The sequence below is a fragment of the Flavisericum labens genome, assembly GCF_045446075.1.
GTDB lineage: Bacteria > Bacteroidota > Bacteroidia > Flavobacteriales > Flavobacteriaceae > Flavisericum > Flavisericum labens.
This window is the reverse complement of record NZ_JBJJBQ010000003.1, coordinates 120511-144774: the sequence shown is the minus strand read 5'-3', so window position 1 is coordinate 144774 and position 24264 is coordinate 120511. Positions and strand designations below refer to the sequence as shown.

The window sequence follows — 24264 nt, the reverse complement described above, 5'->3', positions numbered from 1 at the left end:
ATGGACTCTCAGATACGTAAAATCCATCAGCAATTGGTGAGCAAAGAGATAACTTGCACCGCTTTGGTTCAAGAAAAACTAGATGCTTTAACCCAAAACACCCACAAAACCGTAAACAGTCTCTTAATTGATACCGCCCTAAAATTGGCTAAAAAAGTAGACGATAAAATTGCTAATGGCGAAGACATCGGGCTTTTGGAAGGTATTCCATTCGGTATTAAAGATGTTTACATGGTGCAAGGAACGGTAACGACTGCTAGTTCCAAACTTTTAAAAGATTACAAATCGGCATACACAGCAACGGCCATTCAAAAATTATTGGATGCAGGTGCCATTCCCATCGTAAAAGAAAACTGCGATAGTTTTGGCCACGGCTCATCGAGTGAGAACACCATTTTTGGCGCTGTAAAAAACGCGATTAACCCCGAGTTGGTTGGTGGTGGTTCCAGTGGTGGTTCGGCGGTAAACGTCGCTTTAGATTATACCGTATTTTCCATTGGTGGTGATACCGGAGGCTCGGTGCGTCAGCCGGCAGGTTACAACCATGTTTATGGATTAAAACCCACTTATGGACGCATTTCACGTTACGGATTGATGGCTTACGCCTCCTCTACGGACTGTGTTGGCCCTATAGCCAAGTCGGTTGAAGATATTCGTATTGTATTAAACGCCTTGAGTGGAAAAGACGGAAAAGACCAAACCACTTATGCTTCTGAAGCTATTTCAGAGGAAAGTCTTTCCAATTCCGAAAGCATCAAAACCGTAGGTTACTTTAAAAACTTTATTGAAAGTGAAGCCATCGACGAAAAGGTGAAAGCCGATTTTCTAGAAGCTATCGAAAAGATTAAAGCCAAAGGCATTGAAGTAAAAGCGTTGGATTTCTTTGAATCGAACACTTTAGTTTCAACATACTACACCTTGGCTATGGCCGAAACAGCTTCTAACCTTTCAAGATTAGACGGCACGAATTACGGCAACCGCATTGAAGCCGAAAATTTAAAAGAAACTTACGCTGTAACGCGCTCAGAAAATTTTTCAGAAGAAACCAAACGCCGTATTGTTGGTGGGAATCAGGTATTGTCCCAAGGGTTTTCAGATGAAATCTATTTAAAAGGATTGGCTCTTCGTGATGCCATTTCCAATAATTTCGAAGAAGATTTTAAAGCGGTTGATGTTATCATTTCCCCAGTAACACCAAGCACGCCTCCAAAAATTGGAGACAGCTTAAAAGATCCACTGGCTATGTATTTGAGTGATGCTTACACGGTTGGTTTCAGTTTGGGACAACTGCCCACATTAACCGTTCCGCAAGGCACAGAAATGGGATTACAAATTACGGCCGCAAAAAATAACGACGAACTTGTTTTGAAGTTTGCTAACTTCTTAAAAGACACAATATAATGGACCTGGAGCAATTAAACGAGCTACTAAAACAACACGAACTGGAGTTAGTCATCGGACTGGAAACCCACGTTCGTTTGAATACGAAAACCAAACTTTTCTGTTCTTGCGCTAACGAAGAAACAGAAACTCCAAACCAAAACATCTGCTCTGTTTGTACTGGGCAAATGGGCGTTTTACCTGCCATTAATAAAGAGGCTATTAAAAAGGCTGTTTTCTTTGGTAAGGCGGTAAAGTCGACTTTTGAAAACGAGGTCATTTCTTGGGACAGAAAACATTACGAATACCCAGACAACCCCAAAAACATACAGATTACGCAGTTTCACAACCCAGTGATTCCTGACGGCCAAGTATCGTGTTTCCGTAACGACGGTTCGCAATTTACCGTTAATTTAACGCAAGTCCATATCGAGGAAGATGCCGCAAAATTGATGCACGAAAAGAAAATTTCGTTGGTCGATTTCAACAAAGCTGGTGTGCCGCTAATTGAAATTGTAACCGAACCATGTATCCGTCATATTGAAGATGCTTCAACCTACGCACAGTACATTCAGCGTATTGTTCAAAACTTAAAAATAAGCGAAGCCAACCTTGAAAAAGGGGAATTTAAATCGGATGTTTCGGTGTCGCTTCGTAAAAAACACACTTACAATTTAAATCCGCGTACCGAAATCAAAAACTTAAACTCATTCAAGTTTATGGTGGACGCTTTAAAGGAAGAAGTTGAAAAGCAACTCAGCTATTATTTAGAGCATAAAGAGTTTAGACCTGACCAAACCACTGTGCTTTTTGATGCCGATTTAAAGCAAACCAAAACCATGCGTAAAAAGGAATTTGAGGCCGATTACCGTTTTATTTCGGAACCAGATTTACCTTTTGTAAACATAAAGAACGTTGTAGAAACGATTGACGTCGACATTAGCTCGCTACCCTTTGCCGTTGAATCTATTTTGATTAAAGGTGGTGTTTTACCACAAGATGCTAAGTTTTTTACGGCAGATTCGTTGCGCTCTAAAACATTTATGCAAATAAATGACGTGATAAAAGACCCATCTTTTGTGGCTAAAACTTTGGTTAACAACATTGGTGCTGATGACTATGGCGACATCCATAGAATAGAACATTTAATTGAAATCTTCCAGCTTTTTAAAGCGGAAAAAATCACCTCGGTTTTAGTACAAAATGGGATAACCAATTATTTAAAAGACCGTCATTTTGACTACAATCAATATTTTGACGACAATACCATTTCTGAGGAAAAAATAGAAGCGGTTATCACCAAAGTGATTTCAGAAAACGAAACCATTGCCAACGATATAAAAGCTGGAAACCAAGGTAAAGCAGGCATTTTGGTTGGAAAAGTGATTGGAATAATTGGCAAAGGCGCTTCTGGAAAAGTGATTCGCGAAGGTATTTTAAGTCAGCTTGCTGAGGATGTTGATGCTGGAAGCTCGAAGACGGAAGGCAGAAGTGGAGAAAAGTCAAAATCTAAAGGTCAAAAAACTGAAGCCAAAGACGAAGAGGTCCTCCCGCAAATACCCATCGTTATAAAAGACGAATACCGTACACATATTATTCCTGATATTTCTGAAGCGAGCATCAACGAAAAAGTAACCTTTTCAGGGTGGGTATCGAGTGTGCGTGACCATGGCGAACTTATTTTTATCGATTTACGCGATTCGAGTACCGAAAAATTCCAAGTGCGATTAAGTCGTGAATCGTTTCCTAATTTAGATGAACTGGTACGCTTAAAACCAGAGTCTGTTATTACCGTTTCGGGAACCATCGTTCAAAGAAAAGAAGACGACTACAACCCGAGTTTAAGAACTGGAACCATTGAATTGGAAGCCACCGAACTGGATATTTTAAACCTATCGAAGACACTTCCGTTCGAAATTAAACGCGCTACTAAAACCAACGAAAACACCCGTTTTCAGTATAAATATTTAGACCATAGAAATGACGATGTGCGTCGCGTTATCGTAAATCGACACAAAGTCATTAAGTTGATGCGCGATATCTTGGACGACCAAGATTTCTTGGAAATTGAAACACCTATTTTGAGTGCCGGAACCGATGAAGGTGCTCGTGAATTTATCGTGCCATCGCGTAAGCAGGCCGGGGCGTTTTATACACTTCCGCAAGCACCGCAACAGTTTAAGCAAATGTTGATGGTAAGTGGCTACGAAAAGTATTTTCAATTGGCCCGTTGCTTTAGGGATGAAGATTCGCGAGGCGACCGCCAACCGGAATTTACGCAGTTGGATATCGAAATGGCATACGCCAGCATGCAGCAAATTATTGATTTGAACACCAATATGTTCAATGACATCGTTAAAAAAATATATGGCAAAAAATGGATTTTACATCCGTTTGAAGTGCTGACGTACAAGGAAGCCATGGATTATTATGGCTGCGACCGACCCGATTTACGTTTCGGTTTAAAACTCCAAGACATTACCGAAATTGTAAAAGACACCACCTTCCAGGTATTTAGCAAACCTATCGAAGAAGGCGGCATTGTAAAATGCATTAGGGTATCGGCAGAAGAACAGGGTAAAAAACGTCTATCAAAAGGACAAATTGAAAAACTAACAGGCATTGCCCAACAGCACGGCTTGGGTGGTTTGGCCTATATTATTGTAAATGAAAACGATTTACAATCGCCTATTATCAAATTTTTAGGTGAAGATATCGCCGCCGGAATTATTAAAACTACCAATGCTCAGGTGGGTGATATTGTGTTTTTCTCGGCTGCCGATTATGCTACGGCCAACAAAGCATTGGATGCCGTTCGCCAGGAGTTAGGCCACATGTTGCGATTGATTAACCCTAAGGAATTACGTCCAGCATGGGTTATTGATTTCCCTATGTTTGAAAAAACCGACGAAGGCCGCTGGACATTTACCCACAACCCTTTCTCGATGCCCGCAATTTATGATATTGAAAAACACATGAATGGCAAGGAAGAAAATATTGGAAGCATTATTGCCCAACAATACGACCTTATTTTAAATGGCTACGAAATTGGCGGTGGCTCAGTGCGTGCCCACAAACCCGAAATTTTAGAAGCCACGTACAAAAACATGGGCTACAACAAAGAGGAAATGATGAAAAGCGTAGGCACTATGTATAAAGCTTTCCATTATGGTGCGCCACCGCACGGTGGTATTGCATGGGGTGTTGACCGATTGATGATGATTTTAGAGAAAAAAGCATCCATTAGAGAAGTGATGGCCTTCCCAAAAACGGGAACTAGTGATGATTTACTGTTTGGTGCGCCATCCATGTTATCCGATAAAAAGGTAGAAGAAATGAATGTTAAGGTGATTAAGAAATAATTCCTATATTGATGATGCATCACTATTTATGAACAAACTAGAACCATAGCTTATCTAATGAAATTTTTGTTATTTGTTTTTCTAGTTTTTTATTTAAATGTAAGTGCTCAGGCTACTTGGCAACCCGTTACAAACATTTTTTCAAACACAAATAACCAACGTTTTGATGATATATTCTTTATTGATAAAAATATTGGTTGGGCTGCAAACGGGTATTATGCTGCCGTTTATAAAACCACAGATGGAGGTAAAAATTGGATCGAACAGTTAAACGAAGTTACACTTGAAGGCAACTATTATTTTAGAACCATTGAATTTTTAAATGAAGACATTGGTTTTCTTGGCACATTAAATGACAAATTTTTCAAAACTACAGATGGCGGAGATAATTGGACAGCAGTAACAAATATATCTCCAAATCCGCCTGCTATTTGTGGTTTGAATACTGTTGGCACTTCAACAATATATGGTTGTGGCGCTTATTTTACACCGGCACACATTATTAAATCTACTGATAGTGGAAATACGTGGCAATTTATAGACATGTCTGCCTATGCAAATGCATTGGTAGAAATTTATTTTTTAACCGAAGACATAGGTTTCGTTTCAGGCAGAAATGATAATGGTGCAACCATACTCAAAACAACAGATGGAGGTTTAACTTGGAGCGAACTTTATAATTCAAATATTACTGGGGAATATTTTTGGAAAATGCAAATATTAGAAAGCAACCCAAATGTAATTTTTGGCTCTATATCAGCTGTAAATCCAAACCTTGGGAAGTTAGCTAAATCAACTGACGGAGGGGCGACATGGAATACTTATGATGCCCCTGAGACCGATATTCAAGCCGTTGGCTTTATAAGTGAGAACAAAGGATGGATGGGTGGACATACAACTGGTTTTTATGAAACCGAAAATGGCGGACAAACTTGGACCAACTTAAACATTGGCAGCAATTTAAATAGAATTTTTATTATCAGTACTACTTTGGCTTTTGCAAGCGGAACATCGTTATATAAATTCACCGAAGAAACTCTAAACACTAAACAATTCTTAGAAAGGAATAAAACAACTCTAAACATCAAATTAAAAAACAATCCTACAGAATCGTTCGTTGAATTTGATATTAAATTTGATTCTAGCGATAATTTATTAATCGAGCTATATGATTTAAATGCCAAATTTATAAGACAATTGGGTAGAGATATCATTTTAAATAAAACAACAAAAAAATATAAATTTTCTATTGAAGACCTTTCCTCGGGCATGTATCTAATTAATTTTCATAATAACAGCGGTAGAGAATCATTAAAATTTATTAAGAACTAGTTTTTTTATTCTGCAAATTTTTTTAAGACCTTTAAGTGAAACAATCCAACCAAGAACCTTGCCATACCTCCTTAAAATAAAAGCTTAAGCAAATGACCCGTCCTGAATAAAGTCTGCAAATTTTTATAATTGTGTACAAATAATGACATACTAATCAGGCGAGACAGTATTAAGCATTTTTTAAATTGAAATCTTTAAACAAACTTACCACAGGCAAACTTTAACATAAACATGTCACTTTTATAAAAACTTTATGAGTTTTTCGGCTTAACTTTAAAACTTTAAAATTTTAAAAATCACTAAAAAACTTAAAATGAAAAAACTAACGCTTGTAACTTCCATAGTTTGTGCATTTATTATGCTTTTATCAACTGACGCTATGGCTCAAAAATTTTCTGGATTAGATAAAAGTCCGTTAGACATTAGCTACTACAAAACCAGCAGAAATGCACCACCCATGGTTAAGGTTATTTACAGCAGACCGCAACTAAAAGGGCGTGATTTAAACCAATTAGCGCCCAATGACAAAGTCTGGAGAACCGGAGCCAATGAAGCTACCGAAATTAAATTTTACCAAGACACCCAATTTGGTGGTAAAATTGTAAAAGCTGGTACTTACTCGTTGTACACCATTCCAGACGACACTGAATGGACTATTATTTTAAGCAACGACACCGATGTTTGGGGCGCTTACAATTACAAGGAAAGCAATGATGCTTTACGGGTAAAAGCCCCTGTAGCTAGTGGCGATTCCATAGAAGCATTTTCTATTACCTTTCATGACGGCGCCATGGTTTTAGCATGGGATACGGTTAGGGTTTCTGTTCCTGTGAGTATTTAACATTTTTATTAAAGCATAAAGGGTCTGTCTAAAAAGCCCAAAACGTTTTATTCTGAATTTATTTCAGAATCTCAAAAGGTTGTTTATCTAAATCCATGAGAACCTGAAACGAGTTCAGGTTGACAAAAAACGGTGATTTTAGACAGGCTTTCTATTTATCATCGTTATCACCATTGGCTTCAGTCATGTAGTATAGCCGCTTTAAACTCTTTTTAAGTAGCGTAAACCGGTACACACCTATTACAAAAAATATAATACTGAACACCAAAGAGGCCAGTGCCAAATATTCAAAATTTGGATAATTCTTTATCTGAAAAAGAGCAATACTCCCTAAAAGTAAATATAACGACGAACGGATATACGATAGCAAGGTACGCTCGTTAGCCAAACGAGTACGCTCTATGGCCAAATAATCGCGGAGAATAACTTCTTGGTCGGGCTTAAAATCGCGCCCAAAGCGTAGAAGTTTCATTTTTTTCAACTTTACAGGTGCTTTCATAAGAGAAGTCTCTTTTATTTATACACCTAAAAATAAGCAATTTTTTAAGGAATATTCAAATACTTGTGGGTTTGTAGAGAGACTTTCCACTTGGGGTGTTTCATCACATAATCTACAATCTCGGGAATCATCTTATCGCGTTTGCTCCATTCGGGCTGCAAATACAGTATACAGTTGCTGTTTACTTTAGCCGCTTGTTCTTCCGCAAAACGAAAGTCGTCTTTGTTGTAGATAATCACTTTTAACTCGTGGGCCTTGGCGTAAACCTCATCTGTAGGCAGTTTCATTTTTTTAGGCGAAAGGCAAATCCAATCCCATTGCCCGGTTAACTCATAAGCACCAGAAGTTTCAATATGTACCTGCAAACCTTCAGCTTTCAATTTTGAAGTCAGCAGAGTCATATCCCAAGTTAAAGGTTCGCCACCAGTAACTACAATGGTATCGCTATATTTTTTGGCGTTTTCAACAATTTTAGTGGTTTGGGTGGGTGGGTGCAACTGGGCATTCCAACTCTCCTTTACATCGCACCAATGGCATCCTACATCGCAACCTCCAATGCGTACAAAATAGGCCGCAGTACCTTTATGGAAACCTTCACCTTGTATGGTATAAAATTCTTCCATAAGTGGTAACATTTCGCCTTTGTTTACTAACTCTTGTACCTTTAAATCCATAAGGGCGCAAAGATACACAATACCTTATAAATCTTTATTATTAATAAAGTTCTATTGTTTATTTAATTATTATTATTGATTGTCCGCTTTTAGCCATAACACCTTGTTTTTGTCATGCTGAACTTGATTCAGCATTTCATATTATTTTTAAATCTCTGTTTTATGATGAGCCCCTGAAACAAGTTCAGGGTGACAAACAAATTTATGATTGATAACAGATATTCGTTTATTATTTCTTGATTATAGAATTCATATCACCTATTATTTATTTAAATATAATGTATAAATTTTATTAAAAACCACATTTTTTTCTTCTTTTTATTTCCTGTATTTTTATGCAAAATTTTAGCATGGCAACTAAGGAAACTTTTTTTGATTTTATAACTGAAAGCTACACTACCAAAGGCGAATACATTCCTATAGGAGCGGCCATGCTGGGTGGCGAAACCGTTACTGGAGCACATGTTAAAATCCCTTTAAAAACCATGAACAGACATGGACTTATTGCGGGTGCCACAGGTACAGGGAAAACAAAATCGCTTCAGGTACTGGCAGAAAATTTAAGCGAAAAAGGAGTTCCTGTATTACTCATGGATATTAAAGGCGATTTAAGTGGTTTGGCAAAACCAAGCCCTGGCCACCCGAAAATTGATGAACGCCACGAAAAAATAGGTTTACCGTTTGAGGCCAAATCGTTTCCTGTTGAAGTTTTAACCCTTTCAGAGCAAGATGGGGTCAGACTACGTGCTACCATTAGTGAATTTGGTCCGGTATTATTATCTCGAATTTTAGATTTATCCGAAACCCAATCGGGAATTGTCGCAGTTATCTTTCAATACTGCGACGACAATAAATTACCCTTATTGGATTTGAAGGATTTCAAAAAAATCCTTCAATATGCTACCCAAGAAGGAAAAGCAGAATTTACAGAAGCTTACGGACGCATTTCAACAGCATCAACAGGCGCTATCCTTAGAAAAATTGTAGAGCTTGAACAACAAGGTGCCGATTTGTTTTTTGGTGAAACCTCCTTTGATGTGCAAGATTTGTTAAGAGTTGATGATGACGGACGTGGTTATATTAACATAATCAGACTTACCGATATTCAAGATAGACCAAAATTATTCTCAACGTTTATGTTGAGTTTGTTAGCGGAGATATATTCTACGTTTCCAGAACAAGGCGATAGCGGTAGGCCAGAACTCATCATGTTTATTGATGAAGCACATTTAATTTTTGATGAAGCTTCAAAAGCGCTTTTAAATCAAATTGAAAGCATAGTAAAACTGATAAGAAGTAAAGGGGTTGGATTGTATTTCGTAACTCAAAACCCAACCGATGTTCCAGAAGAAGTCTTGGGGCAATTGGGTTTAAAAGTACAGCATGCCTTGAGGGCTTTCACTGCAAAAGATAGAAAAGCCATAAAATTAACGGCTCAAAATTATCCAGACTCTGAGTATTACGATACCACCGAGGTATTAACATCACTAGGAATTGGTGAAGCCTTGGTTTCTGCTTTAGACGAAAAAGGACGCCCAACGCCATTGGCAGCTACCATGATGCGTGCGCCAATGAGTCGAATGGATATTTTATCAGACACCGAACTTAGCCAACTACTTGCGCAATCTAAATTGGCTAAAAAATATAATGATACTGTAGATAGGGAAAGTGCATACGAAATGCTTAACCATAAAATAGCTCAGGCTGAGGCCGAAGAGGCCAAGGAAAAAGCTAGAAAAGAAAAAGAAGCACTTAAAAAAGTAGAATCTAAAAAAAGAACGTCAACTACTAGAAGAAGAAGTACCAGAATGAATCCTATCGTAAAAGTTTTAACCAGCGCTACGTTTATACGAAGTGTTTTTGGTATCTTAACCAAACTGATGAAAAAATAAGTCGGCAATCGACATATACTAATTTAAACTCAAATTCAATTTATGCGTTTCCCAATTTTAGGCTTTATTGCCCTAATGTTTTTAGTAATAAGCTGCAACAACGAACCAAAGCCTTTTGAAGTCTCAAAACAGCATATCGGTAAGTTAACCGATTCTACTCAAGTTAAAGATTTAGAAACCATTTATGCTAAAGATTCTATTGTAAAATCTATTAGTGGCGATGAGTTTTCAGGAAACCCGAATCATATAGAAATTTATGAAAAAGGCGGAAAAAAACTTTTGAGGCTCACGCCTAGTCAACCACTGGATTCTACATCAACCATAACAAGCATACGCATTTTTGATGAACGTTATAAAACTGAAAAAGGAGTAAGTACTTTAAGCACTTTTAAAGAGATTCAGAACAATTACAAAATTTCAAGAATTAGTAACCTAATCAACTCCATTGTGGTGGCTGTAGATGAAATTCACGGTGATTTCACCATCGACAAAAAAGAACTGCCTGCCAATTTGAGATTTGATATGGATTTAAAATTTGAAGCCACACACATACCAGATAACGCAAAAATCAAATACTTTTTCATAAATTGGAACAAGTACTAACTATATGAATCCATTTTTAGCCAAACTATTAGTTGACGCCGCCCGTAAAAAGCTTAAAAAAAAGCGAGACGGCAAGACTGTAAGCAAAAAGGAAATAGTGCCTTTGGTTAGAAAATTTCAGGTGGAGCTATCGCACGCCATTAAAGAATTTATTTTCATAATCATCGGTGTTTTTTCTGCAGGATTTGGACTAAAAGGATTCTTATTACCCAATAAATTTATTGATGGCGGCGCCACGGGTATTTCTCTGTTGTTGGAAAACGTTACCTCCTTACAACTTGGCCTGCTATTGATTTTAGTCAACTTGCCATTTTTAATCTTAGCCAACCGAACCATCGGTAAAAAGTTTGCTCTAAAAAGTATTGCAGCCATTACCTTTTTGGCTATTGTGGTTCATTTTGTAGATTATCCAATTATTACAGAAGACAAACTACTTATAGCTGTTTTTGGCGGTTTCTTTTTAGGTCTAGGCATTGGCATGTCCATGCGAGGCGGTAGTGTTATTGACGGCACCGAGGTATTGGCCATTTTTTTAAGCCGAAAACTATCCCTTACTATAGGTGATGTCCTATTGATTATCAATATCATTATTTTCTCTGCGGGCGCTTATATTTTATCTGTTGAAACTGCACTTTATGCCATATTAACTTATTTATCAGCGGCCAAAACGGTCGATTTTGTTGTTGACGGTGTTGAAGAATATATTGGAGTAACCATTATATCAAATCAGCATGAAGAATTACGACTCATGATAACCAAAAAACTACATCGGGCCTGCACTATTTATGCGGGTAAAGGGGGTTATGGTAGTAGTGGAGATAGTTACGACAAAGACATTATCTATACGGTTGTAACGAGGCTTGAGCTAGCCAAACTACAAACTGAGATTGATAAAATAGACAAAAAGGCCTTTATCATTATGGGCATGGTAAAAGATTTAAAAGGTGGTATGATAAAAAGAAAACCCATGAAAGACCATTGATGATTGATGATTGATGATTGAAAGAAAAAAATAATTTTGTGAAAAAAAAATACACCATACAAAATAAACCTTTTGTAGTACCAACTACAGACGGCAAAGTTATAAAAGAACACTTCGGACAGACTTCCACCGGAACAACAAATATTAGTATCGCCCACATGAAAGCACCCGCAGGTTGGAGCGAACCGTTTCAAACACCAGAATTTGATGAATACACGTTTATCATTAAAGGCAAAAAACAATTTATTATTGAAGGTGAAACCGTGGTTTTAGAAGCCGGTCAATCCATTAAAATTGAAAAAAACACCAGAGTCCAATATTCCAATCCGTTTACCGAAGTTTGCGAATATATTGCTATTTGTATACCCGCATTTTCTATGGATTCCGTAAACAGAGAAGATTAAATGAACACCATAAAAATAGTAGGAAGGTCCATAAACCTAATCAGCTACCTGTCCCCTAGCTTAGCGGCCAAACTTGCGGTTAAAGTATTTTCAACCCCGCGAGAGGCAAAACTAAGCGAAGAAGCCATTCAATATTTAGATTCTACAGAACAAACAGAATTAAACTACGACGATTTTAAAATTAGAACATACCGCTGGAAAGGAAAAAACAAAACAATCCTTTTGGCTCATGGCTGGGACAGTAATTCCTTTAGATGGAAAGATCTTATTGAACTTTTAAAACAGAAAAACCATAACATTATAGCTATTGATGCCCCAGCTCATGGAGCTTCTGGGAATAAAATATTTAATGCCCCGTTATATTCTGAGTGCATCAAAATAGCCGTTGAAACTTTTAATCCATATTGTGTTATAGGACATTCTATTGGCGGTACAGCAAGCGTCATTGCTCAAGAAAACCACAATCTTTCTTCCATTGAAAAAATAGTTTTATTGGGCGCTCCATCAAACTTAGCTATTTCAGTTGGTAACTATGTAAACATAATGGGATACAACAAAACTGTTGAAAAAGCCATAGACCGCTACTACCTTAAACGTTTCAACCATCTACCTGAATACTATAACGTAGAAAACTTCTTTTCAAACATAAAAGCCCAGGGACTTATCATTCACGACAGAAAAGACCGAATAATTTCCTACAAAGAAGCCTTAGACATTCACCGCGCATACAAAAATTCTACATTGGTTAAAACTATTGGTTTGGGACACCGACTTAAATCTGAAAATGTATACCAACACATTTTAAACTTTTTAGAAGACTAGGTTTATTGTATTTTTGAATTATGGCAAAAACAGAACTAAAACGCATCAATAAATTTTTAAGTGAGGCTGGGTATTGTTCAAGGCGTGAAGCAGACAAGCTTATAGAAGCAGGGCGAGTAACCATAAATGGTGTTGTACCCGAAATGGGAACCAAAATTGCACCAAACGATGTGGTAGCCGTTGACGGAAACTTAATAGAAAACACCAAGGAGTCCTTTGTTTATCTCGCGTTTAACAAACCTGTTGGCATTGTATGCACTACCGATACTTCGGTTGAAAAGGATAACATTATCGATTTTATAAATTACCCTAAACGTATTTTCCCGATTGGAAGACTCGATAAACCCAGCGAAGGTTTAATTCTACTCACTGATGATGGTGATATTGTAAATAAGATTTTGCGTGCTAGCAATAACCATGAGAAAGAATATGTTGTTACTGTTGACAAACCCATTTCCCAAACCTTTATTGAACGTATGGCAGGAGGAATCCATATTGCCGATTTAAACAAAACCACAAAAAAATGTCAGGTTAAAAAGCTAGGCTCTTATAAATTCAAAATTATATTGACCCAAGGTTTAAACCGACAAATTCGCCGCATGTGCGAGTATTTAAATTACGAAGTGCAAACATTAAAACGGGTAAGAATAATGAATATAAAATTGGATATGCCCGTTGGTGAATATCGCGAATTGACTAAGAATGAGTTTACCGATCTCAATGAGCTTTTAAAGGATTCTACCAAAACATTTAAAAGCAAGTCTCGAGGAAAACAAAAAAGGGTTTAAACACTTAAGCTAAAACCCTTTTGCAATTTATAAAATCTAATATTTTTCTATCCGTGTCTTTCTCTAGCCAAAAGCGTATTTTTCAGTAGCATGGCAATCGTCATTGGTCCCACACCTCCAGGAACAGGAGTTATATAACTTGCTTTTTGGCTTACACTTGAAAATTCTACATCACCTGCCAATCTATAACCATTTTTCTTGGTGGCATCTGGTACACGGGTAATACCTACATCTATAACTACAACATCTTCCTTAACCATATCGCCAGTTAAAAATTCTGAAATACCAATAGCTGCAACAATAATATCTGCCTTTTTGGTTATTTCCGGCAAATTTTTAGTTCGGCTGTGTACAACTGTAACTGTGGCATCTCCAGCCGTTCTTTTTTGACTCATTAAAATGCTCATGGGTCGACCAACAATATGGCTTCTTCCCATAACCACAACATTTTTACCTGAGGTTTCCACTTGGTAGCGTTCCAAAAGTTCCATTATACCGTATGGTGTTGCTGGTAAAAACGTTGGTAAATCCAAAGCCATTCTACCTACGTTTACAGGGTGGAACCCATCTACATCCTTATCGGGGTCTATGGCCATTAGTACCTTTTGCTCATCAATTTGTTCAGGTAACGGTAACTGCACGATAAACCCATCAATCTCATCATTGATATTTAATTCGTTGATTTTTTCAAGTAATTTTTCTTCTGAAGTATACTCGGGCAATTCAATAAGTGTGGATTTAAACCCGATACGTTCACAAGCTTTTACTTTGGCATTAACGTAAGTCATACTTGCACCATCTGAACCTACCAAAACCGCAGCGAGATGAGGCACTTTTTCGCCTTTTGCCACCATGGCTTTTACATGATCAGCAATTTCTTCTTTTATATCGTTGCTTACTTTTTTACCGTCTAAGATTGTCATCCTTTTATTTTTTGCTCGCCACGCACGAATTCACAAACAGTATTTCGTAAAGTCGCCAAGGCGCAAAGTTTTTGTTTTATTTATTATATAATGAGATGCTTCGACTGCGCTAAGCATGACACTTTTAACTTTTAACTTTTAACTTTTAACTTTTAACTTTTAACTTTTAACAAGATTAACGCATATTCTTCATCATTTGCATCATTTTTTTGCCGCCACCACCTTGCATCATTTTCATCATTTTGCTCATTTGGTTAAACTGCTTTAAAAGTTGATTAACTTCCTGGACAGATGTACCAGACCCTTTAGCCACACGTTTTTTTCTACTGGCATTTAAAACAGAGGGATTGGTACGTTCTTTTGGTGTCATAGAATGAATAATAGCCTCAATACCTTTAAATGCATCATCATCAATATCAACATCTTTCAGCATTTTTCCAGCGCCAGGAATCATACCCATAAGATCTTTCATATTCCCCATTTTCTTGATTTGCTGGATTTGCTTCAAGAAATCGTCAAAACCAAACTGATTTTTGGCAATTTTCTTTTGAAGTTTTCTAGCTTCCTCTTCATCAAATTGTTCTTGGGCACGCTCTACTAAAGACACCACATCCCCCATACCCAATATACGATCGGCCATACGCGATGGATAGAACACATCGATAGCTTCCATTTTCTCGCCCGTACCAATAAACTTGATAGGTTTGTTTACTACCGATTTAATTGAAATGGCTGCACCACCTCGAGTATCACCATCTAATTTGGTTAAGATAACCCCATCAAAGTTCAATACATCGTTAAAGGCTTTTGCTGTATTTACGGCATCTTGCCCCGTCATGGAATCTACTACAAATAAGGTTTCCTGTGGTTGAATAGCTTTATGGATGTTCGATATTTCGGTCATCATAGCTTCATCAACAGCCAAACGACCAGCGGTATCAATAATGACTACATTGTGCCCATTAGATTTTGCATGGGCAATAGCCGCTTGCGAAATAGCTACAGGATCATTGTTTCCTTTATCGCTAAAAACCTCAATACCAATTTGATCTCCAACAACATGCAATTGGTCTATCGCTGCAGGACGGTAAACGTCACAGGCTACCAATAATGGTTTTTTAGTTTTTTTAGTTTTTAGATAATTGGCCAGCTTACCGGAAAAGGTGGTTTTACCAGACCCTTGTAAACCCGACATTAAAATCACGCTCGGGTTACCAGATAAATCTATTCCTTCGGCATCACCCCCCATTAACTGGGTAAGTTCGTCTTTAACAATTTTCACCATCAATTGCCCTGGCTGAAGTGTAGTCAAAACATTCTGCCCAAGCGCCTTTTCTTTAACCTTATTGGTAAACTCCTTAGCTATTTTAAAGTTAACATCGGCATCCAATAGCGCACGTCTTACTTCTTTTAGAGTTTCTGCAACGTTTACTTCGGTAATGCTTCCGTGACCTTTTAAAACGTGTAAGGCCTTATCTAGTTTATCACTTAAATTGTTAAACATAATTCTTCTAAATTTTTAGAGATGCAAATTTAATGATTTGAAGCGTATTATGACAAGAAACATTATATAATGTGCATAAAAAAGGCTGCCAATATAATTTGACAGCCTTAATAAGGAAACCCTAACAATTAACCTAACCAACCGAAAATTTGGATTTCCATTTCACCAAAACATAATTATGCTTTCTTTTCAAGAACCAATATGCGTTCTATAACACCATTGGCATTTAGATCTTTCAACTCAATTCTTTTGGGGGCAATTTCTTTTATTTTCCATCTATGGTTCAATTGGGCGAATGGTTCGTTAATTCCAAAATATAAGCCTAAGTTTAGGCCTTCTTTTCTGTAAGACAACCAAGCACCACTAAAAACACCGTTATTAGGGTCTGTTACCACAACTCTTCCTGTTATCCTAAAATCTAAAGTGTACATGTAGTAAGGCTCTGGTTTGTTTACATTTCCAACGTGGTATGCCGCAACTTCCCATAAACCATTTGTTAACACATCGTCAAGGTAATTTAAATCACCATCAACATCTGGGCAGTGTCTTTCAAGAATCATTTTATTGTTGGCATTTTCTAGTTTAATTAAGCCTTCTTCCAAAAATGTGATTAGCCATTCTAATTTTAAATTTGGTCTGCCTTCAATCATAATTTGCAAGGTAAACCCAACATTTCTAAATCCTATTTGGTAAGTTCCTTCAACCAACTCGCCGTTTACTCTTAGTTTAACAACATTGTTTTCGTAAAATTTTAGAGGTGTACCTATATAATCTTTTTCATTATCAGCGCCATCAATACTTAAGCGCGCCACTCGCCATAAACATTTTTGTAAATAGTTTTCTATGCGTTCTTTAGTAATATCGATAACCACATCACAATTTATCTTCATGATAATTCTGTTACCACCTTCTTGATATAGTTTAATCTTGCCTTCTTCAATATCGTAAACAAACCATTCCAATGTAAAGTCGGCTAAATTTTCAAACTCCATTTTTAAAAGTGCTCCTCTATCGGTAACACGAGTACTCCAGCTTCCGGTTAAAATATCGCCACCTCTGGCACGCATAACCACAACACCATCTTCTTTAAAGTTTAAGGCAAACTCTTTAAAATCCTCAGTACTATCTATACTGTTTCTTTGGTATTCATAAACTACCCAAGGGCATGTTACTAAATATTTATCTAAACGCTCTTTTGTAAAATCGTCGTCCCCATAATCGTTATCGTCATCTTCATCGCAAGCATCCTTGGCTTCTTTAATGGTACGTGCCAATTCAATATTATTGCTTACCACAATTTCAGTGCCATCGGCCAACACCATGGTTACCGGAAAATTAAGGCTTGCAAATACTTCGTTATTTTTTACACGTGTAATGAAACGGTATAATTGTCTGTCACTTTCAATGTTTATAACATCAATAATTTGGAAATCAGTATCGTAAACTGAAAAGGAAATAGGGTATTGGAAATCGATACACTCAATATCGTCATCAGGTTCGTTTTCACCACGACATTCTGCAATCAACTCGTTTAAAGCGACGCGGCTTTCAATCACAATTTCTTCGTGGTTTGCCATAATAATAGCAATTGGAAAAACGATGTCTAATCGGTCTTCATCATCATCAAATTCTTTAAAAATGGCTTCAATAATCTTAAAATCTTCTTTAGAGTCGATAATGATTTCCAGCCCATTTACTTTAACTGTAATGGGTAGCTCGACGGCCAAACAACTGGCACCATCAATAATGTTATCAGCAGATCCGTCCATGGTAGAAGTGGAGAGCATTAAGCTGGTTAATTCTGATTCGGGTGCAAGGGCTTCACTCTCGTCAACAGGTGTGATTTCAACAGCCTCCTCCTGACAAGAAGTGAACAATAAAAGGGCAAAAAAAGGGATCAATAATAACGTCTTCATGTTAGTTTTCATAGTAAGTGATTTTGGGTTAAACATAGCTTTTTATTTATAAAACAGGATAACTTTAAAAATTCCTACCCTGTATCTGCATTTTTTTTATTTTAGTGGCACCAACTACCAATAATAATGGGAAAACAATTGCATGACCATATTTGTGAGGAACATATTTTTTCTTCCATTTTCAAAAAACACTCAAAAGACCTACACAACTTTCTATACTATAAGTTTGGCGAATTACTAAACCCAAAAGACAAAGTTCAAGAGGCTTTTATCAAATTATGGGAAAACTGTGCAAAAATTTCTCCCGATAAAGCAAAGAGCTTTTTGTTTACTACTGCCAATAATTTAATGCTCAACGAAGCCGCCCACCAAAAAGTGGTTTTAAAATACCAACAGACCAAACCTAAAACGAGCACGAATGAAAGCCCTGAGTTTTTGATGCAGGAAAGTGAATATAACGTTAAACTGCAAAAAGCCTTGGCTAATTTAACTGAAGCCCAGCGAGAAGCGTTTATGATGAATCGTGTTGAAGGCAAACGTTTTAAGGAAATAGCTGAAATTTTAGATATTTCGACCAAGGCCGTTGAAAAACGTATTTATGGTGCATTAGAAAAATTACGCAAGGATATTAAGGAACTTTGAGCTTTAGATTTCAAATTTCAGGCCTGCCCATTACCAACTTGAAACCCGAAAACTAAAATTTTAAACTTTTTTTTTAAAACAGGGTAGGGAAAAATAAAACTGAACTGTTATATTATTGAATAGAACATGATGAACAGAGAAGAACTCATATCAAAATGGCTGGATAACGACCTAAATCAGCAAGAACTTGAAGCTTTTAAAAAGCTTCAAGATTATAACGATTTAGTTAAGTTAAATACTAGTTTGCAGGCTTTTAAAGCAGATGATTACGATACCTCTATAGAACTGAATAACGTTTTATCTGCTATTAAAAGCTCAAAAAAGCCAGCAACAAATTGGCTGAAACCAATTTTGCGCATTGCCGCCATATTAGCGATTTGCTTTGGCATGTACTATTACACCACCACTTTAGATACTACTGTAGCTACCAAATACGCTCAAAAAACAACCATAGAACTGCCAGATGATTCCAGTGTTTCGCTAAACGCCAAATCGCATTTAGCATTCAATAAAAAAGATTGGAAAAATGAGCGTGAAGTAGAACTTGCAGGCGAAGCCTTTTTTAAGGTCGCCAAAGGGTCGTCGTTTACAGTAAAAACAATAGCGGGTACCGTTACCGTTTACGGCACTCAATTTAACGTAAAACAACGGAACAATTATTTTGAAGTTATTTGCTACGAAGGGCTTGTTGGGGTAACCCACAATTCTCAAGAAACGAAATTAAAACCTGGTGACAGCTTTTTAATTGTAGATGGGAAAAGTATTGCTAAAGAAAAAGAAAACCGCAGCGAGCCTTCGTGGTTAAATAATACCAGTTCCTTTAAAAGCATGCCGTACAAAATGGTTATTGCTGAATTTGAAAGACAATACAATGTCGATATTACTTTGTTGAATATAGATTCCTCACAATTATTCACAGGTAGTTTTACCCACGATAGTTTAGATGTCGCCCTAAAATCAATTACCTTACCTTTACATGTAACCTATAGTAAAACCAACCATACTATTACATTAAAGCGTGAATAGAAACCTCTTTATTTCTATTGTTTTTTCTTTGCTTTTTTTGAATGTTGTAACGCTTAAGGCTCAAAACATTCAAAAAGAAAAGCAGCCACTTATTATAATTTTAAATACCCTTTCGGAACAATTTGGCGTTAGTTTTTCATATGTTGATGATACTATCAAGAACAAAAAAGTGAGTACTCCTCGTATGGATTTATCCTTGGAAGAGGCAATAAAATTCCTTGCAATGGAAACCGATTTGGATTTTGAGCTATTGGACAACAAATTTATCGTCATTAAAACTCCAAAACTCTCAGAAACCAAATTTATCACCCAAAAGTTGAACGAGGTTTTTGTTGCCAATTATTTAACCACGGGAATCACCAAACTCAACGATGGCTCTTTAAGCATAAAACCACAGGTATTCGGTATTTTGCCAGGATTGATTGAACCAGATGTTCTACAAACCATTCAAGCAGTTCCAGGGGTTTTAAGCGCCGATGAAACCGTTTCGAACATTAATGTTCGTGGTGGTACACACGACCAAAACCTTTTACTTTGGGATGGGATAAAAATGTATCAATCAGGGCATTTTTTCGGGCTCATTTCAGCCTTTAATCCGCATACCACAAAAAAAGTTTCGATTTTTAAAAATGGAACGCGCGCCAAATATGGCGATGGTATTTCGAGTATTATCGACATGCAATTGCCCGACGAAATCGATAACGAATTTAATGCCGGAATGGGTATAAACTTTATTAATGCCGATGGTTTTGCTAAAATTCCACTTTCAAAAAACACCGAATTACAACTTTCTGCACGGCGTTCAATAACAGACCTTATTAATACCTCAACTTACGAGCAGTATTTTAAACGCATTTTTCAAGATTCCGATTTTAACGACGCCAAGCAGAACGACAATTTCATCTCACAAAACGAAAATTTTTATTTTTATGATATCACAGCCAAATTCCTTTATGATGTCACCAATAAAGACAAACTCCGTTTTCACTTTCTAAATGTAAATAACCATTTTAATTACGACGAGCAATCTGTAATTAATGATGAAAGCGAAGCACTAAACAGCAACTTAATACAAAACAATTTAGCTTTTGGCGTGACTTACACCCGTGACTGGAACAAGAAACTATCAACTAGCACCCAGGTTTACGTAACTAATTATGATTTGGATGCTACTAATTTTGATACCCTAAATAACCAACGCCTTATTCAAGAAAATGAAGTGTACGACGGCGGCGCAAAACTGGATATTAATTACACCCATAACCTCAACTTTAATATAAATGGCGGTTACCAGTTTACCGAAGTGGGCATTAGCAACCTAGAAGACGTTAACAACCCCGTTTTTAGGAGTTATGTAAAAGATGTTTTGCGCACGCATTCAGCCTATGCCGAAATCCAATATTTATCGGATGATGCCAAAACCCGATTAAATTTGGGCGGACGTTTAAATTACATCAATGAATTTGATTTGGTTTTAGCCGAACCACGTTTAAGTTTTAGCCAGCGGTTTTTAAACCATTTTAGGTTTGAGGTTTTAGGCGAATTTAAAAGCCAAACCACCTCACAAATCATCGACCTACAAAACGATTTTTTAGGCATTGAAAAACGCCGTTGGGTACTTTCTAATAACAACACCGAGGTTATTGTAAACGGTAACCAAACCATAAACCCTATTCCGGTTTTAAGAAGCAAACAACTTTCAACGGGTGTTCATTTCAATAAAAATAAATTCTTGATTAGTGCCGAAACCTATATTAAAAAAGTAAAAGGTATTACCACCCGAAGTCAAGGCTTTCAAAACCAATATCAATTTGTAAACGCCATAGGTAGTTACGAAATTAAAGGCGTTGATGTGCTACTGAACAAACAATTTAGCGATGTAGTAAGCAGTTGGATATCCTATTCCTACAGCTCTAACAATTACGATTTTGATGATTTAAATGACGGACAGCCTTTTCCCAACAATGTCGATATTACGCATGCCGTTACCTTTGCCGGAACGTATACCAATAACAATATTAAACTGGCTTTGGGGCTTAATTGGCATTCTGGAAAGCCCAACACCGAACCCAGTATTAATGATACCCCAGAGGACAACACCATTACTTACGCCTCACCAAACAGTAGCCGTTTAGATGATTATTTACGTGCAGATTGTTCCATGACATATAACTTTAATATTTCTCACACTACCCGAGCTACAATTGGTGCTTCAGTATGGAATGTACTCAACAGACGAAACATTATCAATACTTATTACACTCTAGACAGCGATAGCAACATTAACAAAGTGGAAAACGAATCGTTGGGTATTACACCCAATATAAGTTTTAGGGTTTATTTTTAATAGGCAATCGTTTATTTTGTAAGAATAATAAGTATCTTTAACGGAATAAATATTATGTAGTTGTACACCATTTGAGACGAACTAAAATACATACAACTAAAAAATTAGAAAAGTTAGTCAAGAAACTTATCACGACTGACCAAAATACTGATTGTGGAATTCTTGGGAACTGGAATGCAACGGTATTTTATGTTAACAGAAAAAAATGTTGGCTAATCACAAACGGACTAACCAAATACAACGTAGTTCTGACTGATATAAAATCATCTGACTTGAGCAAGATTGAACAAATTTTTAAAGATGCACTTTTCGGACAACTAATTTATGACGGAATAATGACGGATTTTGAAAATCTGGATTCAATTATTGGCGAACTAGATTTTCTACCGACTAATAATGATCGTAGCACAACTGGATTTCAAAATCATAATCTGGAATCTCTAGATTGGTGGAAATACGAATTTGGAAATTTAGAAAATATGCCAATAAAAGATTTGACAAACCGACTGAATACAAGTCCGATTCACATCGGAAAAGGAAGAAAAATGTCAGATTATACAAATTCGATTGACGAAATGAAAAAAGTATTAAACGATTGACAAACTTAAGACGTGTAAAAATAATTGCTTTGGCAAGTGCTTATTTGGAAAATTCCTTCGGAATTTTCTCGGGTTCGTTTTTGTTTACTAAATTAGTTGCTTAACCACGCAACTAACCATACACAACAACGTTGTGAGCAAGCAGGGAAAAACGAACATTTATGACAAATATTAAATATCCGAAATTTGGCGAATCCGCATACAATTGTCCATTATGTGGAGCGTATGCAAAACAGCATTGGTTTCTAACCACAAAAAGTACTAGAAATCATAATGGAATTTCTTTAAAAGGAACAATCGATAATAATAATATTTCGGAATGTGACCATTGTGGACAACATTCCTTTTGGATAGAAGCAAAAATGATTTATCCATACAGCGGAACTGCACCACTTCCGAACCCTGACTTACCTGATGACATCAAAGATGATTACACAGAAGCAAGGAACATTATAGAATTATCACCTCGTGGAGCAGTAGCACTTTTAAGACTTGCGATACAAAAACTTTGTGTCCATTTAGGAGAACCGGGAAAAAATATTAATACCGATATTGGAAATTTAGTAGCGAAAGGACTTCCCTCAAAAATGCAGAAAGCTTTAGACTCTGTGAGAGTTGTAGGAAATAATGCAGTTCATCCTGGAGTTATCGACCTGAAAGATGATATTGAAACAGCAAGAAAATTATTTGCATTCGTAAATATTATAGCTGACGTAATGATAACCCAACCAAATGAAATCGACAAATTTTATGATGAAACTGTTCCCGACAATTTAAAAGAAGCTATAAATAAAAGAGATGGAAAATAATGCCAGCTCACAACAATGGTAACCGTTGCACAAGCCCATAATTTTACAAAATCATGATACAAAACGCCCATTTTAAGGGCGTTTGTTTTATACCATCATGATTTAAAAGCTAAATCTAAGTCGGTCATACGGGCTTAATATTAGCCTTACTACTGCTAGAACACGAGATAAAAGCGCAGGCAGGCTTGCCGCTCCGCTTTTACTGTGTTTTTCTACAAATTTCAGGTACTTTTTAAGGTTGTATGCAATAGCAGATAGCTGCATGCACTTATTGGCCTGACGCAGTGGTCTGTCTTGGTCCCCTTTACTTATATGGCATATCTCTCGTAGATGCCTGTCTAAATCGGCTTCTGGTACTTTGAGTTCCAAACTGTCCATCGATGCATTGGCCTTTACAGGGGCGCTATCGATGGCCTGGGTGTGGCCACTGACCATACCTGCCGATACGCACATCTCAAATACCCTGGTAAACACCGCTTCAAAAACTGACCCAGGAAACAGTCCCCGCGTACGGCTAATGGTTGAATGCCACGGCAGTTCCTCGTCAATATCGTAACCTAAAAAGTATAGAATGTCCAATCGCATGCTACAATGTTCAATAAGCTTACGGTCACTGGTGATGTTTTCTAAATACCCTACCAGACATAGTTTAAAGAACACCACGGGATCGATACTCTTTTGACCACTGCTACCATAGAAGTCTTTGGTTTTCTGGTATAGAAAATCTAAATGTAAAACATCTTTTAAGCGACGATAGAAATTGTACTCCGGTACACGGTCACTTAACTGAAAACTATTGAACAGTTTCTCTTGGTATTGTTTTTTGCCTTGCATTCTTAAAAATAAGAAGTTTCATGCAAAAATTGAAATTTTAAACTATATTTGAAAGGTTGTGCAACAGGGACAATGCATAACTCGC

General features: G+C 36.9%; 20 protein-coding genes and 1 pseudogene. 15 read left to right on the top strand and 6 right to left on the bottom strand.

Annotated elements, in window-relative coordinates; translation table 11 throughout:
- From ACIEHO_RS07110 to ACIEHO_RS07095, 4 genes are all read left to right on the top strand, one after another.
- Positions 1-1401 carry an amidase family protein gene (locus tag ACIEHO_RS07110; protein ID WP_406970106.1) on the top strand — a complete coding sequence of 467 codons (1401 nt, stop codon included), beginning with the start codon at positions 1-3 and terminating at the stop codon, positions 1399-1401.
- Positions 1401-4742 carry a bifunctional amidotransferase subunit GatB/aspartate--tRNA ligase AspS gene (gene gatB/aspS, locus ACIEHO_RS07105; protein ID WP_406970104.1) on the top strand — a complete coding sequence of 1114 codons (3342 nt, stop codon included), beginning with the start codon at positions 1401-1403 and terminating at the stop codon, positions 4740-4742. Before ACIEHO_RS07110 ends, gatB/aspS begins: the two co-directional genes overlap by 1 nt.
- 57 nt (positions 4743-4799) lie before the next feature.
- Positions 4800-6074 (top strand): YCF48-related protein, encoded by a 1275-nt coding sequence (locus ACIEHO_RS07100; RefSeq protein ID WP_406970102.1) that lies wholly within the window; start codon positions 4800-4802, stop codon positions 6072-6074.
- A 313-nt stretch (positions 6075-6387) separates the two neighbouring features.
- Positions 6388-6915 (top strand): DUF2911 domain-containing protein, encoded by a 528-nt coding sequence (locus ACIEHO_RS07095; protein WP_406970100.1) that lies wholly within the window; start codon positions 6388-6390, stop codon positions 6913-6915.
- A gap of 151 nt (positions 6916-7066) precedes the next feature.
- Here the strand turns inward: ACIEHO_RS07095 and ACIEHO_RS07090 are convergent, their stop codons facing one another.
- Together ACIEHO_RS07090 and ACIEHO_RS07085 are read right to left on the bottom strand one after the other, a co-directional pair.
- On the bottom strand, positions 7067-7387 hold the full coding sequence (locus tag ACIEHO_RS07090; RefSeq protein ID WP_406970098.1) for a DUF202 domain-containing protein: 321 nt from the start codon (positions 7385-7387) through the stop codon (positions 7067-7069).
- 71 nt (positions 7388-7458) lie between these two features.
- Complete coding sequence (locus ACIEHO_RS07085) at positions 7459-8088, bottom strand: 7-carboxy-7-deazaguanine synthase QueE (protein ID WP_406970096.1); 630 nt, start codon at positions 8086-8088, stop codon at positions 7459-7461.
- A gap of 350 nt (positions 8089-8438) precedes the next feature.
- Between ACIEHO_RS07085 and ACIEHO_RS07080 the strand changes: the two genes are divergently transcribed.
- Genes ACIEHO_RS07080 through rluF form a run of 6 tightly spaced genes read left to right on the top strand, consistent with a single transcriptional unit; the run spans position 8439 to position 13579 of the window.
- Positions 8439-9980 carry a helicase HerA-like domain-containing protein gene (locus ACIEHO_RS07080; protein WP_406970094.1) on the top strand — a complete coding sequence of 514 codons (1542 nt, stop codon included), beginning with the start codon at positions 8439-8441 and terminating at the stop codon, positions 9978-9980.
- A gap of 42 nt (positions 9981-10022) precedes the next feature.
- Complete coding sequence (locus ACIEHO_RS07075; RefSeq protein WP_406970092.1) at positions 10023-10583, top strand: hypothetical protein; 561 nt, start codon at positions 10023-10025, stop codon at positions 10581-10583.
- 4 nt (positions 10584-10587) lie between these two features.
- On the top strand, positions 10588-11565 hold the full coding sequence (locus ACIEHO_RS07070) for a YitT family protein (protein WP_406970090.1): 978 nt from the start codon (positions 10588-10590) through the stop codon (positions 11563-11565).
- A gap of 38 nt (positions 11566-11603) precedes the next feature.
- Positions 11604-11969, top strand: a complete 366-nt coding sequence (locus ACIEHO_RS07065; RefSeq protein WP_406970088.1) for a cupin domain-containing protein — start codon at positions 11604-11606, stop codon at positions 11967-11969.
- Entirely contained in the window at positions 11970-12791 is an 822-nt protein-coding gene (locus ACIEHO_RS07060) for an alpha/beta fold hydrolase (RefSeq protein ID WP_406970086.1), read from the top strand.
- 20 nt (positions 12792-12811) lie between these two features.
- A complete protein-coding gene (gene rluF, locus ACIEHO_RS07055) occupies positions 12812-13579 on the top strand; it encodes a 23S rRNA pseudouridine(2604) synthase RluF (RefSeq protein ID WP_406970084.1) in 768 nt (255 codons plus the stop codon).
- A gap of 47 nt (positions 13580-13626) precedes the next feature.
- Here rluF and folD read toward each other — a convergent pair whose 3' ends face one another.
- From folD to ACIEHO_RS07040, 3 genes are all read right to left on the bottom strand, one after another.
- Entirely contained in the window at positions 13627-14502 is an 876-nt protein-coding gene (gene folD, locus ACIEHO_RS07050) for a bifunctional methylenetetrahydrofolate dehydrogenase/methenyltetrahydrofolate cyclohydrolase FolD (RefSeq protein WP_406970082.1), read from the bottom strand.
- Between the two features lie 175 nt (positions 14503-14677).
- Positions 14678-16006 (bottom strand): signal recognition particle protein, encoded by a 1329-nt coding sequence (gene ffh / locus ACIEHO_RS07045; protein WP_406970080.1) that lies wholly within the window; start codon positions 16004-16006, stop codon positions 14678-14680.
- A 176-nt stretch (positions 16007-16182) separates the two neighbouring features.
- On the bottom strand, positions 16183-17934 hold the full coding sequence (locus ACIEHO_RS07040) for a hypothetical protein (RefSeq protein ID WP_406970078.1): 1752 nt from the start codon (positions 17932-17934) through the stop codon (positions 16183-16185).
- A gap of 114 nt (positions 17935-18048) precedes the next feature.
- On the opposite strand from ACIEHO_RS07040, the gene ACIEHO_RS07035 reads away from it, so the two are divergent.
- The 5 genes from ACIEHO_RS07035 (at position 18049) to ACIEHO_RS07015 (ending at position 23345) form a co-directional block, all read left to right on the top strand.
- Positions 18049-18564, top strand: a complete 516-nt coding sequence (locus ACIEHO_RS07035) for an RNA polymerase sigma factor (RefSeq protein WP_406970076.1) — start codon at positions 18049-18051, stop codon at positions 18562-18564.
- 126 nt (positions 18565-18690) lie between these two features.
- The gene (locus tag ACIEHO_RS07030) at positions 18691-19590 is read left to right on the top strand and encodes a FecR family protein (RefSeq protein ID WP_406970074.1); all 900 of its coding nucleotides are present in this window, start codon (positions 18691-18693) and stop codon (positions 19588-19590) included.
- Complete coding sequence (locus ACIEHO_RS07025) at positions 19583-21937, top strand: TonB-dependent receptor plug domain-containing protein (RefSeq protein ID WP_406970072.1); 2355 nt, start codon at positions 19583-19585, stop codon at positions 21935-21937. The genes ACIEHO_RS07030 and ACIEHO_RS07025 overlap by 8 nt, the downstream gene beginning before the upstream one ends.
- 71 nt (positions 21938-22008) lie before the next feature.
- Positions 22009-22536: a DUF6933 domain-containing protein gene (locus tag ACIEHO_RS07020; RefSeq protein ID WP_406970070.1), complete on the top strand. Its 528-nt coding sequence runs from the start codon at positions 22009-22011 to the stop codon at positions 22534-22536.
- 161 nt (positions 22537-22697) lie between these two features.
- On the top strand, positions 22698-23345 hold the full coding sequence (locus tag ACIEHO_RS07015) for a DUF4145 domain-containing protein (RefSeq protein ID WP_406970068.1): 648 nt from the start codon (positions 22698-22700) through the stop codon (positions 23343-23345).
- 267 nt (positions 23346-23612) lie between these two features.
- On the opposite strand, the pseudogene ACIEHO_RS07010 reads toward ACIEHO_RS07015, so the two are convergent.
- Positions 23613-24179 (bottom strand): annotated as a pseudogene (locus ACIEHO_RS07010) (transposase); the annotation flags it as partial.
- Positions 24180-24264 lie beyond the last annotated feature (85 nt).